Origin of the sequence: Sphingomonas epibiotica, assembly GCF_039615155.1 — a bacterium.
Taxonomy (GTDB): domain Bacteria; phylum Pseudomonadota; class Alphaproteobacteria; order Sphingomonadales; family Sphingomonadaceae; genus Sphingomonas.
In genome coordinates this window covers 89,441-104,191 of record NZ_JBDGHY010000007.1, presented here as the reverse complement: position 1 = coordinate 104,191, position 14,751 = coordinate 89,441, and the positions used below count along the sequence as shown (strand labels likewise).

15 protein-coding genes are annotated in these 14,751 nt (G+C 67.4%); 8 read left to right on the top strand and 7 right to left on the bottom strand.

Translation table 11 applies throughout. The features are described 5' to 3' along the window. The first annotated feature begins 46 nt into the window (after positions 1-46). Together cobT and AAIO73_RS14725 are read left to right on the top strand one after the other, a co-directional pair. Positions 47-1,876, top strand: a complete 1,830-nt coding sequence (gene cobT, locus AAIO73_RS14730) for a cobaltochelatase subunit CobT (RefSeq protein WP_345878959.1) — start codon at positions 47-49, stop codon at positions 1,874-1,876. Then, positions 1,873-2,124, top strand: coding sequence for a ribbon-helix-helix domain-containing protein (locus AAIO73_RS14725; protein ID WP_345878958.1), 252 nt, complete (start codon positions 1,873-1,875; stop codon positions 2,122-2,124). Before cobT ends, AAIO73_RS14725 begins: the two co-directional genes overlap by 4 nt. Before the next feature lie 233 nt (positions 2,125-2,357). Here the strand turns inward: AAIO73_RS14725 and AAIO73_RS14720 are convergent, their stop codons facing one another. After that, a complete protein-coding gene (locus tag AAIO73_RS14720) occupies positions 2,358-3,374 on the bottom strand; it encodes a glycosyltransferase family 2 protein (RefSeq protein WP_345878957.1) in 1,017 nt (338 codons plus the stop codon). Between the two features lie 94 nt (positions 3,375-3,468). Between AAIO73_RS14720 and AAIO73_RS14715 the strand changes: the two genes are divergently transcribed. The 3 genes from AAIO73_RS14715 to AAIO73_RS14705 all read left to right on the top strand — a co-directional run bounded on the left by AAIO73_RS14715 (position 3,469) and on the right by AAIO73_RS14705 (position 6,015). Further along, positions 3,469-3,816 carry a hypothetical protein gene (locus AAIO73_RS14715; RefSeq protein ID WP_345878956.1) on the top strand — a complete coding sequence of 116 codons (348 nt, stop codon included), beginning with the start codon at positions 3,469-3,471 and terminating at the stop codon, positions 3,814-3,816. A 63-nt stretch (positions 3,817-3,879) separates the two neighbouring features. Further along, complete coding sequence (locus AAIO73_RS14710; RefSeq protein ID WP_345878955.1) at positions 3,880-4,542, top strand: peptidoglycan-binding protein; 663 nt, start codon at positions 3,880-3,882, stop codon at positions 4,540-4,542. A gap of 45 nt (positions 4,543-4,587) precedes the next feature. Further along, positions 4,588-6,015 carry a GGDEF domain-containing protein gene (locus AAIO73_RS14705; protein ID WP_345878954.1) on the top strand — a complete coding sequence of 476 codons (1,428 nt, stop codon included), beginning with the start codon at positions 4,588-4,590 and terminating at the stop codon, positions 6,013-6,015. Between the two features lies 1 nt (position 6,016). Here the strand turns inward: AAIO73_RS14705 and queG are convergent, their stop codons facing one another. Further along, positions 6,017-7,081, bottom strand: a complete 1,065-nt coding sequence (queG, locus tag AAIO73_RS14700) for a tRNA epoxyqueuosine(34) reductase QueG (RefSeq protein ID WP_345878953.1) — start codon at positions 7,079-7,081, stop codon at positions 6,017-6,019. Between the two features lie 58 nt (positions 7,082-7,139). On the opposite strand from queG, the gene AAIO73_RS14695 reads away from it, so the two are divergent. Then, on the top strand, positions 7,140-8,060 hold the full coding sequence (locus tag AAIO73_RS14695) for an ABC transporter ATP-binding protein (protein ID WP_345878952.1): 921 nt from the start codon (positions 7,140-7,142) through the stop codon (positions 8,058-8,060). Next, the gene (locus tag AAIO73_RS14690) at positions 8,057-9,274 is read left to right on the top strand and encodes an ABC transporter permease (protein ID WP_345878951.1); all 1,218 of its coding nucleotides are present in this window, start codon (positions 8,057-8,059) and stop codon (positions 9,272-9,274) included. Before AAIO73_RS14695 ends, AAIO73_RS14690 begins: the two co-directional genes overlap by 4 nt. Before the next feature lie 203 nt (positions 9,275-9,477). On the opposite strand, the gene AAIO73_RS14685 is transcribed toward AAIO73_RS14690, so the two are convergent. Then, positions 9,478-10,200 (bottom strand): class I SAM-dependent methyltransferase, encoded by a 723-nt coding sequence (locus AAIO73_RS14685; protein WP_345878950.1) that lies wholly within the window; start codon positions 10,198-10,200, stop codon positions 9,478-9,480. Between the two features lies 1 nt (position 10,201). Beyond that, entirely contained in the window at positions 10,202-10,633 is a 432-nt protein-coding gene (locus AAIO73_RS14680) for a GtrA family protein (RefSeq protein WP_345878949.1), read from the bottom strand. Between the two features lie 94 nt (positions 10,634-10,727). Here AAIO73_RS14680 and AAIO73_RS14675 point away from each other — a divergent pair, with 94 nt between their 5' ends. Next, complete coding sequence (locus AAIO73_RS14675; protein ID WP_345878948.1) at positions 10,728-12,563, top strand: AcrB/AcrD/AcrF family protein; 1,836 nt, start codon at positions 10,728-10,730, stop codon at positions 12,561-12,563. 267 nt (positions 12,564-12,830) lie between these two features. Here AAIO73_RS14675 and AAIO73_RS14670 read toward each other — a convergent pair whose 3' ends face one another. From AAIO73_RS14670 to cobS, 3 genes are all read right to left on the bottom strand, one after another. Further along, a complete protein-coding gene (locus AAIO73_RS14670; RefSeq protein WP_345878947.1) occupies positions 12,831-13,124 on the bottom strand; it encodes a hypothetical protein in 294 nt (97 codons plus the stop codon). Between the two features lie 125 nt (positions 13,125-13,249). Then, entirely contained in the window at positions 13,250-13,633 is a 384-nt protein-coding gene (locus tag AAIO73_RS14665; protein ID WP_345878946.1) for an acyl-CoA thioesterase, read from the bottom strand. A gap of 116 nt (positions 13,634-13,749) precedes the next feature. After that, on the bottom strand, positions 13,750-14,748 hold the full coding sequence (gene cobS, locus AAIO73_RS14660; protein ID WP_345878945.1) for a cobaltochelatase subunit CobS: 999 nt from the start codon (positions 14,746-14,748) through the stop codon (positions 13,750-13,752). Between the last annotated feature and the right edge of the window lie 3 nt (positions 14,749-14,751).

Below are 14,751 nucleotides of genomic sequence, written 5' to 3'. Positions count from 1 at the left end.
ACTTCCCCCCTTGCCTCCCCCGCCCCCAATCCCCAAAGCACAGCCCATGGCACAGGAATCCCCGCTCGACCGGTTTCGTGACGTCCTGCGCGGCACGTCGCGCGCGATTGCGGACGAACCCGAGGTCGAACTGGCCTTCACCGCCGACGCACCCACCGCGTCGGGCAAGCATATCAAGGTACCGATGCCGGCCCGCGCGCTCCCCGCCGATCAGGTCGCCGAAGCGCGCGGCCTCGCCGACGGCTTCGCGCTCCGCATGCGCCACCACAATGCCGTGCTTCACGCCCGCAGCGCGCCGGGCGAAGCGGTCGCGCGCGCGGTCTATGACGCGGTCGAACAGGCGCGCGTTGATGCGCTGGGGTCGGCGGGCTATGACGGCATCGCCGACAATCTCGACCATGCGTTGAACATGCGCATGCGGTCCGACCCCATCACCCGCGCCCGCACCCGCGCCGAAGTACCGTTGTCGACCGCGGTGCAGATGCTGGTGCGCGAACGGCTAACCGGCCGTGCCCCGCCCGCCGCCGCCGCGCCGGGCATGGCGCTAATCACCGACTGGATCGAGGAACGCGCCGGTGCGCAGCTCGACACGCTGGCCGGGCTGGTCGCCGATCAGGCCGCGTTCGGGCGCAGCATCACCCGCCTGCTCGAGGACCTTGAACTGGTCGAGGGCGAGATCGAACCCGAACAGGCCGATGACGGCGGCGACGATGCCGAAGGGGAGGACGAACAGACCCCTGAGGATGACGGCGACGATCAGGGCGAACAGCAGGGCGGCGAAGGTCAGGTCGAGGCGCACGGCGAGGATCGCAGCGACGACCAGTCAGACGGCCAGTCAGACGACGTGAGCGAGGACGTCGACGCCGAGGGCGACGACATGGCGGATGGCGAGGACGAGGGCGGGATGATGCCGGTCCGCCCCAACCGCCCCTTTGCCGACCTCAACGCACAGTTCGAATACCGCGCCTTCACCACCAAATATGACGAGGTGATCGCCGCCACCGAACTGTGCGAAGCCGACGAACTCGAACGGCTGCGCGCCTATCTCGACCAACAACTGGTGCAGTTGCAGGGGGTGGTGACCAAGCTCGCCAACCGGCTGCAACGCCGGCTGATGGCGCAACAGTCGCGGTCATGGGATTTCGATCAGGAGGAAGGGCTGCTCGACGCCGCGCGGCTGGCGCGGGTGGTCATCAATCCGGCGCAGTCGCTCAGCTACAAGATCGAGCGCGACACGGAATTCCGCGACACCGTCGTCACGTTGCTGATCGACAATTCGGGATCGATGCGCGGCCGCCCGATCGGCATCGCCGCGATCAGCGCCGACATCCTCGCGCGCACGCTCGAACGCGTCGGAGTGAAGGTCGAGATTCTGGGCTTCACGACGCGCGCGTGGAAGGGTGGGCAGGCTCGCGAATCGTGGCTCGCCGCCGGACGCCCACCGCAGCCCGGTCGCCTAAACGACATCCGCCACATCGTCTACAAACAGGCCGACGAACCGTGGCGCCGTGCCAAGAAGTCGCTCGGCCTGATGATGCGCGAGGGACTGCTCAAGGAGAATATCGACGGCGAGGCGCTGTTATGGGCGCACGGCCGGCTGCTGGCACGCCCCGAGGACCGCAAGGTGCTGATGGTGATCTCCGACGGCGCGCCGGTCGATGATTCGACGCTGTCGGTCAATTCGGGCAGCTATCTCGAACGGCACCTGCGACAGGTGATCGCGTGGATCGAGGGCAAGTCGCCGGTCGAGCTGGTCGCGATCGGCATCGGCCATGACGTGACTCGCTGGTATGCCCGCGCCGTCACGATCATGGATGCCGAGCAGTTGGCCGGCACGATGATCGAGCAACTGGCGTCGCTGTTCGACACGCCGTGAAGCCGACCGCCCCGCCCGGCGGCTTTCGCGGGCCGGTCAAACGGTCGATCACCATCGCCGGTCACGCGACCTCGATCAGCCTCGAACCCGGCTTCTGGGCGGCGCTGGAGGCGGCGGCGACGCGGCGCTCGCTGCCGCTATCGGCGCTGGTCGCGGCGATCGACGCGGTGCGGATCGAGGGCGACGATCCGCCGAACCTAGCGAGCGCGATCCGGTCGTGGTTGCTGGGTGAGGTTTCGGGGCGGTAAGGGGTTCACGCGGAGGCGCAGAGAAGAAAGTAGATTTCACGCAAAGGCGCAAAGGGCGCAAAGGGGTTGCGGTTGCTGCGGCGGGAATCTGTCCGGCGAAGCCCTTTATGCATCCTGCCCGAAACAGGACCGCTTGCGCGGCAAGCCCCTTGCCCTAAACGCGACTCCTTTGCGTTCTTTGCGCCTTTGCGCGAACCAAATCTCTTCCTCTCCGCGCCTTCGCGTGAACCGACTTACTGCTGCTCGGGCAAAACCGGCGCGACCGTAACCTCGTTGTGATCCCCTGCCCGGTAGCCAAGGCTCGCCCGCCCCTTCACCGGCCCGGCGACGTCCGCGACCAGATACAGCGGCCGCCGCTTGGACTCGACATACAGCCGTCCCAGATACTCGCCGATCATCCCCAGCACGAACATCTGCACCGCGCCGAGGAACACGACGACCAGCATCGTCGACGTCCAGCCCTGCACCGCACTACCCGACAGCCAGCCAATCGCGATATAGGCGAACAGCAGCAGCGACAGCGCGGTCAGCACCAGCCCCATATGGCTGGCAAGGCGCAGCGGTGCGGTCGAGAAGCCGGTGACCGCATCGAGGGCGAAGCGGATCATCTTGCCCAGCGGATATTTGCTCTCGCCTGCCAGCCGTTCGTCGCGGTCATAGGGAAACGGCACCTGCCGGAACCCGACCCACGCCACCATCCCGCGAATGAAGCGCGCCTGTTCGGGCAGGCTCAGGAACGCATCGAGCGCCCGCCGCGTCATCAACCGGAAATCGCCGGTGTCGAGCGGGATCGGCGTATCGGTCACCCGGTCGAGCACGCGATAGAATCCGGCGGCGGTCAGTTTCTTGAAGAAGGTCTCGCCCTCGCGCCGACGCCGCACGGCATAGACCACGTCGGCGCCCTCGGCCGCCATCGTCTCCAGCATCGGCCCGAGCAGTTCGGGCGGGTCCTGCAGATCGGCATCGATGATGAGGATGCGTTCGCCCGCGCACAGGTCCAGCCCGGCGGTCAGCGCCAGCTGGTGCCCGTGATTGCGCGACAGGTTGATCGCGACCAACCGCGGATCGGCGGCGGCGAGCCGTTCCATGACCGCCCAGCTCTGGTCGCGCGATCCGTCATTGACCAGCACGATCTCATGATCGTCGCCGACCACCGCCCGCGCCGCTGCCGAGATGCGGGCATGGAGCGTATCGAGACAGGCGGCCTCGTTATAGCAGGGGACGACGACGGAGAGCGCGGGACGGATCATGGGCGGCTGCGTTACTCCATGCGACGCGGTTGGAAAAGCCGGATGCATGGATGCCGCACCCCGGTTAGGATCGGGCATCGATGGAGGAATGCCGATGCGTGCCGCCCTTCCGTTCCTGTTGCTGTTCTTCGCTGCTCCCGTTGGCGCACAAATTTGGGACGGAGGCCGATCGGCGGTGCGCGAGGGGCCGGCGCCCCCATCGGCCACGTCGCTGGTCGCCAGCGATCTGGGTGATATCAACCGCTCGATCCGCGACGCACGCCGCCGCGGCGACCTGACCCGGGCCGAGGCGCGGGAACTGCTGGCCCAAAGCGCGATCATCGACCGGCTCAACCGTCAATATCGACAGGGCGGACCGATCGCGCTGAACGCCCCGGCGCTGGCCGACCGTACGCTGGCGTTGCGCGGACAGGTCGACGCGGCACGGGCACGGCCCAAATGATCCGGCTTGCGATGTAGGAGTTCACTTGCCACCCCGACTCGTGGCAACGGGGGGAACGACGCGATGATCGAGGCGAGCGTAGGCGAGGACGGCACCAACCGTGTGGAGGATGTGCGCGCGGTTCAGTGGCTGCTCCTGCGGATCGGCATCGATCCCGGTGCGGTCGACGGCCTTGCCGGGCCGCGCCTGATCGCGGCGATCCGCACCGCGCAGGACCGGTTCGGCATCGATGCCGATGGCCGCGTCGATCCCGGTGGGCAGACCATCGGCCGACTTGCTAAGGCCGGCGCGATCTGGGACGGCGACAGTCGCAACTGGCCGCAGGAGCGCAAGCTCGCCAGCCTTCACCCGCGCTTCCGCAGCCGCATCGTCCGCGTGATCGATGCGTTGAAGCGCGACGGCCTGCGGCCGACCATCGTCTATGGCTGGCGATCGGTCGCGGTCCAGCGGCGGTTGCTACGCGAAGGGGCGACGCAGGTCGGCTTCAGTTTCCACAATGCGCAGACGCCCGATGGCCTTCCCGCCGCCTGGGCCGCCGATCTGGTCGACGATCGCTGGTACTGGACCGAACCCGAATGCCACATCTTCTTCCGCGCGCTGGGTGCTGCGGGCAAGGCCGAGGGGCTGGTCTGGGGCGGCGACTGGACGTTCCGCGACTGGGCGCATCTTCAGGGGAGACGCAACGCCGAACTGGCCGCGGTGCGGCGCGAGAGCGACCTGACCTGATCCACGTTACCGATTCTTCATTCCCCGGCCTTACCCTCGCCGGCCATGTCGCCCTCCGCCCCGCCCCCATCGATTTCGACCCGCGCCGTCGCGGGCGGGGCGATGCTGCGCGGCTTCCTGCTGGTCGCGGTGGTGGTGGCGGCCGGGGCGGTGATCGGATTGTTCAGCCGCCACGCCTTTTCGGTCGCCTTCTGGCCCGCCAACGCGATGCTGGTCGGGATCATGCTGCGGAAACCATCGCTGTTCCGGCCGTCGGGCTGGGCGGGCGCGTTCGTCGGCTTCCTGGCCGCCGATCTGATGTTCGACCGCGACCTTGACCTGTCCGCGTTCTTCGCGCTCGCCAATACCGCCGGCACGCTCACCGCGACGGTCGCGCTGCGGCGGCTCGACCCCGCCGACCTGCGGCTCGAACGTGCCCATTCGGTGCTGCGGATCCTTGCCGGCTTGATCCCCGGCTGTCTGGTCGCGGCGTTGATCGGTGCGGTCCTGGTCGTCGTAAAATTCCACGGATCGGCCGCGCAGACGATGTTGACCTGGCCGGCGAGCGAGCTGGTCAACTATCTCGTCGTCCTGCCGGTCCTGCTGACGCTGCGCCACCCCGATGCCCAGCCGCCCGCTATCGCCGAACCGCCGCTGTGGCCGGCACTCGCGCTGGCGCTGTCGTGCGTCGCGGCGGTACAGTTTGACGGACCGGGCAGCATCATGTTCCCGATGTCGGCGCTGCTGCTGTGCGCGCTTACCTATCCGGTCGCGATCACCGCCGTTCTGACCATGCTGCTCGGCACCGGCTGCCTCGTCACCATCGGTCTCGGCATGGTCGCGATCGGACAGGACATGGCCATCCCGCGACTGGTGCTGTCGGTGCGGATCGCGGTCGCGTTCCTCGTCCTCGTGCCGCTGACGATCAGCAGCGTGATGGCGGTGCAGAACGCGCTGCTGCGCCAGTTGCGCGAGGCCGCCGAACATGACGGGCTGACGGGCCTGCTCAACCGGCGCGCGTTCGAACAGCGGTTGGAGAAACGGCTGCTGCGGCGGCTGCCGCCGGGGCGCGGACTTGCGCTGCTGTGGCTCGATCTCGATCATTTCAAGGCGATCAACGACCGCCACGGCCATGCGGCGGGCGATGCGGTGCTGCGCGCGGTCGCCGACACGCTACGCGGCGTGTGCGGTCCCGACGCGCTGTGCGGACGGTTGGGCGGGGAGGAGTTCGCGCTGCTCCTGTCCGCCCCCGACCGCGCCACCGCCCATCGCGCCGCCGAACGCGTGCGGGATGCGATCGCCGCGCAGCGGGTCGACTGGCACGGCGCCACGATCCATGCCACCGCCAGCATCGGCGCCTGTCACCTCACCCACATGCCGACCGACACCGCCGCGCTGCTCCGCCGCCTCGACGAGGCGATGTACCAGGCCAAGCGCAGCGGGCGGAACCGCATCGAATGGCTCGACGCGCCCGGGGCGGCACGCGCGGCATAACTCAGCGGTCGTCCCCGCCGAGCCGCGCCAGCGCCCATTCCGCCGCATCGCGCACCACCGCATCGGCATCGGCACAGGCGGCGCGCACCGGTCCGACCAGCGCCGCATCCCCGCTATTCCCCGCCGCGATCAGGGCGTTGCGCACCATCCGGTTGCGCCCGATCCGCTTGATCGGCGATCCGCGAAACACCTCGCGAAACCCGGCATCGTCCAGCGCGATCAGGTCGGCCAGCCGCGGTGCGGCGAACTCCGCCCGCCCGGCAAAGGCACGGTTGGCGGCGGCGGCATCAGCGAACTTGTTCCACGGGCACACCGCCAGGCAATCGTCGCAACCATAGATGCGGTTGCCGATGCCGGGCCGGAACTCTTCCGGGATCGGCCCGGCATGTTCGATCGTCAGGTACGAGATGCAGCGCCGCGCATCCAGCCGGTAGGGCGCAGGGAATGCATCGGTCGGGCACGCCCGCTGGCACGCATCGCACGACCCGCACCGGTCGCGCGCCGCCAGATCGGGCATCAGGTCGAGCGTCGTGTAGATCGCACCGAGGAACAGCCAGCTGCCATGGTCGCGACTGACCAGATTGGTATGCTTGCCCTGCCACCCCAGCCCCGCGGCTTCGGACAGCGGCTTTTCCATCACCGGCGCGGTATCGACGAAGACCTTCAGGTCGCAGCCCGATTCCTGCGCCAGCCAGCGGCCCAGCGTCTTCAGCGCCTTCTTGACAACATCGTGATAATCGCCGCCCTGCGCATAGACAGAGATACGGCCGCGATCGCCCTCCCCGGCCAGTGCCAGCGGATCGACGGCGGGGGCATAGCTCATGCCCAGCGCAATCACCGATTTCACCTCGCTCCACAGCGCGACGGGCGATCCGCGCTGCTCGCTGCGCTCCTCCATCCAGATCATCGACCCGTGCCGACCCTCGTCCAGCCATTGCCGCAAGCGTTCGGCGGTACGCGGCGCGGCGTCGGCGCGGGCGATGCCGCACGCGACGAAACCGCATTCGGCCGCCTTGGCGCGAATGCGGGTCACGATATCGCTTGGCTGGCCCTTGTCTCCGGTCACCTCCCCCCGCTACCCTCTAACCGACGCGCGCTAAAGGGCGACGTGTGGGGGATGTTGGTTGCGGCAGGAAAATTGGGCGCTTAGCGCCAACGGACTGGTCAAGCGTTTCGGTGACCGGCGGGTCGTCGACGGCATCGACCTGCAGGTGCCCTATGGCGCGGTGTACGGCGTGCTCGGCCCCAATGGCGCGGGCAAGACGACGACGCTGCGGATGCTGCTCGGCATCATCGAACCCGACGAAGGCCATCGCACCCTGCTCGGCCAATCAGCCCCGCGCGACGCATCCGACCGGGTCGGCTATCTGCCCGAGGAACGCGGCCTGTATCCCGGCATGAAGGCGCGCGAGGCGATCGCCTTCATGGGCGCGCTGCGTGGCCTCGACTGGTCGGTCGGGCGCAAGCGCGCGGCGGTGATGCTCGATCAGGCCGGCTTGGGCCACGCCATCGACAGCAAGATCCGCAAGCTGTCCAAGGGCATGGCGCAGTTCGTCCAGCTGCTGGGATCGGTCGTCCATCAGCCCGAATTTCTCGTGCTCGACGAACCCTTTTCGGGCCTCGACCCGGTCAATCAGGAACGGCTCGAGGCACTGATCCGTGCCGAGCGCGACCGGGGGGCGACGATCCTGTTCTCGACCCATGTCATGGCCCATGCCGAGCGGCTGTGCGACCGGTTGTGCATCATCGCCGGCGGCAAGCGCCGGTTCGAAGGGACGGTCGACGATGCCCGTGCGCTGCTGCCGATGAAGGCGCATTATGTGCCGCGCGACCCCGCCCCCGGCATCGCGGCGCTGCTGCCGGGCGATGCGCAGGAGGAACGCGGCGGCTGGCGCTTCACCCTGCCGCCTGCGGGGATTGAGGGGATATTGGTGCGACTGATCGACGCGGGCTACGGCATATCGGGGTTGTCGATCGAACGGCCTGGGCTGCACGATGCGTTCGTGCGCATCGTCGGCGAAGCCAATGCGGAGAAGGCCGCATGAGCCGCCTGATCCGCCAGACGCTGACCATCGCCCGTCGCGACTTCATCGCCACGGTGATGACGCCGATGTTCCTGCTGTTCCTGCTCGCCCCGCTGCTGTTCGGCAGTTTCGGTGCGGTCGGATCGCTGGGCGCGCAGAGCGTCGGGCAGAGCGCGGAGGGCAAGGAACGCATCTACGCCATCGCCGCGCCCGCCGACGCCACCCGGCTGCGCGCCGCCGATGCGCTGATCCGCCCGGCGGTGTCGCGCGAGCGCGGGCTGCCGACATTGGTCACCGTCGTGCCCGCCGCCGACCCGGCGGTGCAGGCGCGTACCCTCCTGTCCAATCCCGATATCGACGTGCCGGCGGTCCTGTATGGCCCCCTCGACCGGCCGCAACTGATCCACGCCAACCCACAGTCGACCACCGCGCGCTATCTGGCGGCGCTTGCCGAACAGGCGCTGCGTGACAGCCGGGCGAACCTCGGCGCCGGCCGGCTGTCGCGACCGACCTTCGCCCGCGTCGAGCGCAGCAGTACCTCGCTCGGCGGCAAAAGCGCGGCCGGCTTCTTCGCGGTCGTGTCGCTGTTCGTCGTCACGCTGATGCTTGCCGGACAGGCGGTGGGCACGATGGCGGAGGAACGGTCGAACAAGGTGATCGAGGTGCTGGCCGCCGCCGTACCGCTCGAATCGGTGTTCCTCGGCAAGCTGCTCGGCATGTTCGGGGTGGCGGTGCTGTTCCTCGCTTTCTGGGCGACGGTCGGCATCAATATCGGCGCGTTGCTTCCGCCCGAATTTGCCGAAGGGATCTCGGGCATCGCCCCGGCGATCGGTATTCCGGGCTTCGTCCTGCTCTACGTCCTTTATTTCACCATGGCCTATATGCTGCTCGGCGCGGTGTTCCTGACCGTCGGCGCACAGGCGGCCACGCCGCGCGAAATCCAGATGCTGTCGCTGCCGATCACCATTTTCCAGATGGCGATGTTCGGCTTTGCGCTGGCCGCGATCGGCCGCCCGGGCAGCTGGGTCGCACTCGCCGCCGAAATCTTCCCGTTCAGCAGCCCCTTCGCCATGGCCGCGCGCGCCGCGACCAGCGGTGAATGGTGGCCGCATCTGGTTGCGCTGGCATGGCAGCTGCTATGGGTCGCGCTGACGATCGTGATCGGCGCGCGCCTGTTCCGGCGCGGCGTGCTGCAATCGGCCGGGCCGAAGTTCCGGTGGTTCCGGCGGGGCTGAGGCTCCCGCGACCGAGCATATCCGTTCGTGCTGAGTAGGGGCTGAGCTTGTCGAAGTCCCGTATCGAAGCACCCTCGGCGGTCCTTCGATACGCCATTTCGACAGGCTCAATGGCTACTCAGGACGAACGGGTCGGGTTTATTGCATCCGGCCCGAGGCTGCTTGCCCATCCCGCCCCTGACCGACCGGCGGAAGCGTCGCCGCTACTTCGTCACCAGCGTCACGATCGACAGCCCCGGCGGCATCGGAATGCGGCCCAGCAAATGCCGCTCCAGCCGGAAGATCGTCTCGAACGCGGTGTTCAGCGCCTTGGGCGGCGGCGAATCGTCGCTGTCGTCCTTGCCGGTCAGCTTGCCCGCGACCCGCGCCGCGACCGCGGCGGGAAACAGCAGCGAGTTGAAATAGCGCAGGCCGTTATGCTTCAGGCCCGCATCGGCGATCGCCTTGGCCAGCGTCGCCTTTGAATAGCGACGGTGGTGATGGTTCACCACGTCATGCGCGCTCCACATCCATTGATGCGCGGGCACGGTGACAAGAATCTTCCCACCCGGTGCCAGCCGATCGGCCATGCCGCGAAACGTTGCGACATCGTCCTCGATATGCTCGACCACGTCGAGCACCGCGATCATGTCATAGTGCGCGCTGACCCCGTCGAGCGTCGGCAGCGGCGCGGTGCCGACCGGCTTGCCCAGCCGCTCGCTGGCGATCTCGCGCGCCGCCGGATCGATCTCGATCGCGTCGACCGTGCCGAACCCGGCCAGCATCGGCAGGTTGTGGCCCGTGCCGCACCCGATTTCGAGGATGCGCGCACCCGGCTTCAAGCCCGCATAGCGTGCGACATAGTCGGCGAGAATCTCGCGCCGTGCGCGATACCACCAATGCGTCGAGTCGTGCGCCGCCATGCGGTCGTAAACGATGCGGTCCATCTTATCCGAATACCCATGAACGGTTGAGCGCGAAGGTGGCGAAGGGGGTGACCAGCACGGCAGGGACCAGCGGTACCCAGTCTGCCATGCCCGCCAGATCGACCAGCCCGAAGGTGAACAGTGCATTCAGCACCATGCCGAAACCCTGCACCAGCAGGAACTTGACCGGCTGCTCCGCCCCTTCCGACCGGGTGCCATGGTCGCGAAAGCTCCACCGGCCATGCGCGACCCAGCCGAACGCTGCGGCGACGACGAACGCCGGCACGACCGCGACGAACGCATAGCCGGTCGGCAGGACATAGCTGACCAGCGGTAGATACACGATCGCATAGATCAGCGTCGACAGCCCGCCAACGATGCCGAACCGGATCAATTGGCCCAGCACTCCGTCGGGTATCAGTCGTTCGATCCGCGCGATCACCCGCGTGCCCACCCTTGTCCTTTGCGCGCCATCCGATACAGCGCCGCCTTTGCCACCATGGCTGGACAGCCGCCGTAGATTGCGCGGCGCGCGGGGGAAAGTAGTTTTGACCAGGCATCCCTCCTTCGCCCACGAACTCGACCGGCACTGGCTGCGCTGGCTGCTGCTCGCGTGGGTCGTGCTGGCGGCATGGTTCCTGTGGCAACGCTGGAACGCGGTCCACTGGCTGGCCCTGTCCGATACCGACGACAATATGCGGCTGATGCAGGTCCGCGCATGGCTGGGCGGGCAAGGCTGGTACGATCTGCGCCAATACCGGCTGAACCCGCCGGGCGGATTGGACATTCACTGGTCGCGGCTGGTCGATTTGCCGATCGCCGGACTGATCCTGCTCTTCAAACCCTTTGCCGGACCGGTCTGGGCGGAGCGGCTGGCGGTCGGCATCGCGCCGCTGTTGCCGATGGGGGTGGCGCTGATCGCCCTGTCGGTGACGGTGCGGCGGCTGGTGTCGCCGGTCGCATGGCCGCTGGCAGTGCTGTTCCTGCTCGGCTGTTCGTCGACGCTGCTGATGTTCATGCCCGAACGCATCGACCATCATGGCTGGCAACTCGCCTGTCTCGCCTGGACCGTCGCGGGCATCGCCGATCGCAAACAGGCGCGCGGCGGCATGGTCGTCGGCCTGTCGTCGGCCGCGTCGCTCACCATCGGCCTCGAACTCCTGCCCTATTGCGCGATGGCCGGTGCGATCGTCGCCTTGCGCTGGGTATGGGACCGGGCGGAGGCGCGGCGGCTGACCGTCTATGGCGCGACGCTGGCCGGGGCGAGCGCGATCGGCTTCGTCGCCTTCGCCTCCAACGCCAATTATACGATGCGGTGCGACGCCCTCACCCCGGTCTGGCTGTCGGCAGTGGTCGCGGGCGGCGCGTTGCTGGTGCTGATCGCGCGCATCGGACCCAGGGCGTGGAGCGTGCGCCTCGTGCTGACGCTGATCGCAGGCGGTGCGCTCGCCGGGGCCTTCGCCACGCTCTTCCCGCAATGCCTGCAAAGGCCGGAGGGGGTGTCCGAGGAACTGGCCCGCACCTGGCTCAACAATGTCCGCGAGGCGAAACCGCTCTACACCATGCCGGGGCGGACCATATTGCTGATCGTCACCGGCCCGATCATCGGCCTGCTCGGTGCGATCTTTGCGACGTGGCGCGCGCGGCGTTCAGCGAATTTCGTCGGCTGGGCGGTGGTCACGCTGTTCACGACCTTCGCGGTGGCGATGCTGTTCTGGCAGATCCGCTCCGGCCCCGCCGCCCAACTGCTGGCGATCCCCGGTACGGTCGCGCTCGCCTGGATCGTCGTGCCGTGGCTGCTGTCGCGCAAGAGCGCTGCGGTGCGGGTGCTCGGGACGGCCGCGCTGGTCTCGCTGCTCGTACTCGGCAACCTGTTCGTCGATCAGGTGAGCAAGCTGCTGTCGATGCTGCCCGACAGCGGCCTGACCAGCCATGTCCGCATCAAGCCGCAGGACACGCGCACCAAAGTGATACTGCGCGCCGGCGCTCGCTGCGCCAGCCTGCCCGCGCTACAGACGCTGAACCGGATTCCGGCGGCGGTGATGTTCACCCATGTCGATCTCGGCCCACGCCTGATCGTCGCGACGCATCATGACGGCATCACCGGCCCCTATCACCGCAATGGCGACGCGATCCTCGACGTGCACCATGCGTTTCAGGGTGATCCCGACAATTTCCGCACCATCGCCCGCCGCCATGGCGCGACCTATCTGCTGACCTGCCCGAACATGGCGGAGACCACCGTCTATCGCGCCCGGTCGCCCGGCGGCTTCTACGACCAGCTCGCCCATAACAAGGTGCCCGGCTGGCTGACCCCGGTGCCGTTGCCCAAGGGGTCGCCGCTCCGGCTGTGGCGGATCGATTATGGCGGGATGGCGCGATAGGCAGGTTCGTTGACGTCTCAACGACCAAGGGGGAAGGCACGGAAGCCTTTTACCGTAAACCGTTCGTCCTGAGTAGCCGCTGAGCTTGTCGAAGCGGCGTATCGAAGGACCGCGACAGATGCTTCGATACGGGTCTTCGACTTTGCTCAGCCCCTACTCAGCATGAACGGTTTGCGCCAATAAATCCTAACTCCGTACCAACCCCCAAACGCAAAGCGCCCGCCCCCTTGCCGGGGACGGGCGCTTCAGACCGAAAGGCCCTGTCGCTTAGCGGGCAGCGACCTGCTGCGCCGGGGTCAGCGGCTTGGCGATGCGGAAGCGGACCGGACGGCCGCCGACTTCGCCCGACACGGTGCGGTCGCGCACTTCGAGGCGGAACGGCTCGCCGCTGGTGACAACGGTGCCCGACAGCACGGTCGCGCCATTGTCGGCGACGGTGCGGGTATAGTCGAACTTGTAGCCGTCACGCTCGATCTCGCTCGCCGAAGCGAGGGTCGGGATCAGCATGCCCGCGGCGACGAGGGCGACACGAAAAGCGGCGGCGGCGGCAAAGCTGCGCATGGTGTTTCTCCGGCTGGTTGAGGGGTGACGCTCGTGCGTCGTTTCGTTGCCAGAGTTGTGCATGGTGCAGCGCAATATCGCAACTGCACAGGTTTTTACCGCAATTGCAGAAAACGAAATCGGAATTAGGGTAAAAAGCGATTCACCACATCGCGCGCCAGCCGCGCCGGCCGCTTCGTCCCCGCATCGAGCGAGCACCAGGTGCTCTGCACCTCGGCCAGCACCTCCTCGCCACGCTGGATCAGCGTCGAGAAATAGGCACGCACCCCCTCGACCCGTTCGGCGACCACGGTCGCGACGATCGTGTCGTCGAGGAAAGCGGGCCGGCGATAGGTGATCTCATGGCGCAGCGCGACCCACAGATGCTTGGCCACCGCCTCGGCCGGTGCGACGCGCTCCCAATAGGCGACGACCGCATCCTGTACCCAAGACAGGTACACGGCATTGTTGACGTGCCCCATATGGTCGATGTCGCCCGGCGCGACGGCAAGCGGATGCTGATGTGCCATTGTCACAGCGTGGGCGCTGCTGACATGCGTGTCAATGGAAGGTCGCGCCGAACCGATCGACAACGGGCGACCGGTTGGCCGGTCGCCCGTCCATCGACCTCCGTACCCGGCGCAGGCTACGCCTTCGCCACCACGCTTTCGGGCAGGTCCTTGCCGAACACCCGCTGATAATATTCGGCGACCAGCGCCCGCTCTGCCTCGTCGCACTTGTTGAGGAACGACAGGCGGAACGCGAAACCGACATCGCCGAAGATCAGCGCATTCTGCGCCCAGGTAATCACCGTCCGCGGCGACATCACCGTCGAGATATCGCCGTTGACGAATCCGCGTCGCGTCATGTCGGCGACCCGCACCATCTTCTCGACCGTATCCTTGCCGCCGACCTTGTCATATTCGCCCGACTTGGCGAGCACGATCCGCGCTTCGGTGGCGGCGGGCAGGTAGTTCAGCGTGACGACGATGTTCCACCGGTCCATCTGCCCCTGATTGATCTGCTGCGTACCGTGATACAGGCCAGACGTATCGCCCAAGCCCACGGTATTCGCCGTCGCGAACAGCCGGAAATACGGATTGGGCCGGATCACGCGATTCTGGTCGAGCAGCGTCAGCTTGCCCTCGGTCTCCAGCACGCGCTGGATCACGAACATGACGTCGGGGCGGCCCGCGTCATATTCGTCGAACACCAGCGCGGTCGGCGTCTGCAGCGCCCAGGGCAGCAACCCTTCGCGGAACTCGGTGATCTGCTGCCCGTCCTTCAGTACGATCGCGTCGCGCCCGATCAGGTCGATGCGGCTGATATGCGCGTCGAGGTTGATGCGGATGCACGGCCAGTTCAGCCGCGCCGCGACCTGTTCTATATGCGTCGACTTGCCGGTGCCGTGATATCCCTGCACCATCACCCGCCGATTGTGCGCAAAGCCCGCAAGGATCGCCAGCGTCGTGTCGGGATCGAATACATAGGCCGGATCGGCATCCGGCACGCGTTCGTCAGCGACGGAAAAAGCGGGTACTTCGAGATCGCTGTCGATGCCGAACAGCTCGCGCACCTTCACCATCCGGTCGGGTGCGCTCAGGATCGTGGTCGCGGCAGCTTCGGGCAGGGTATCGGTAGTCATGCG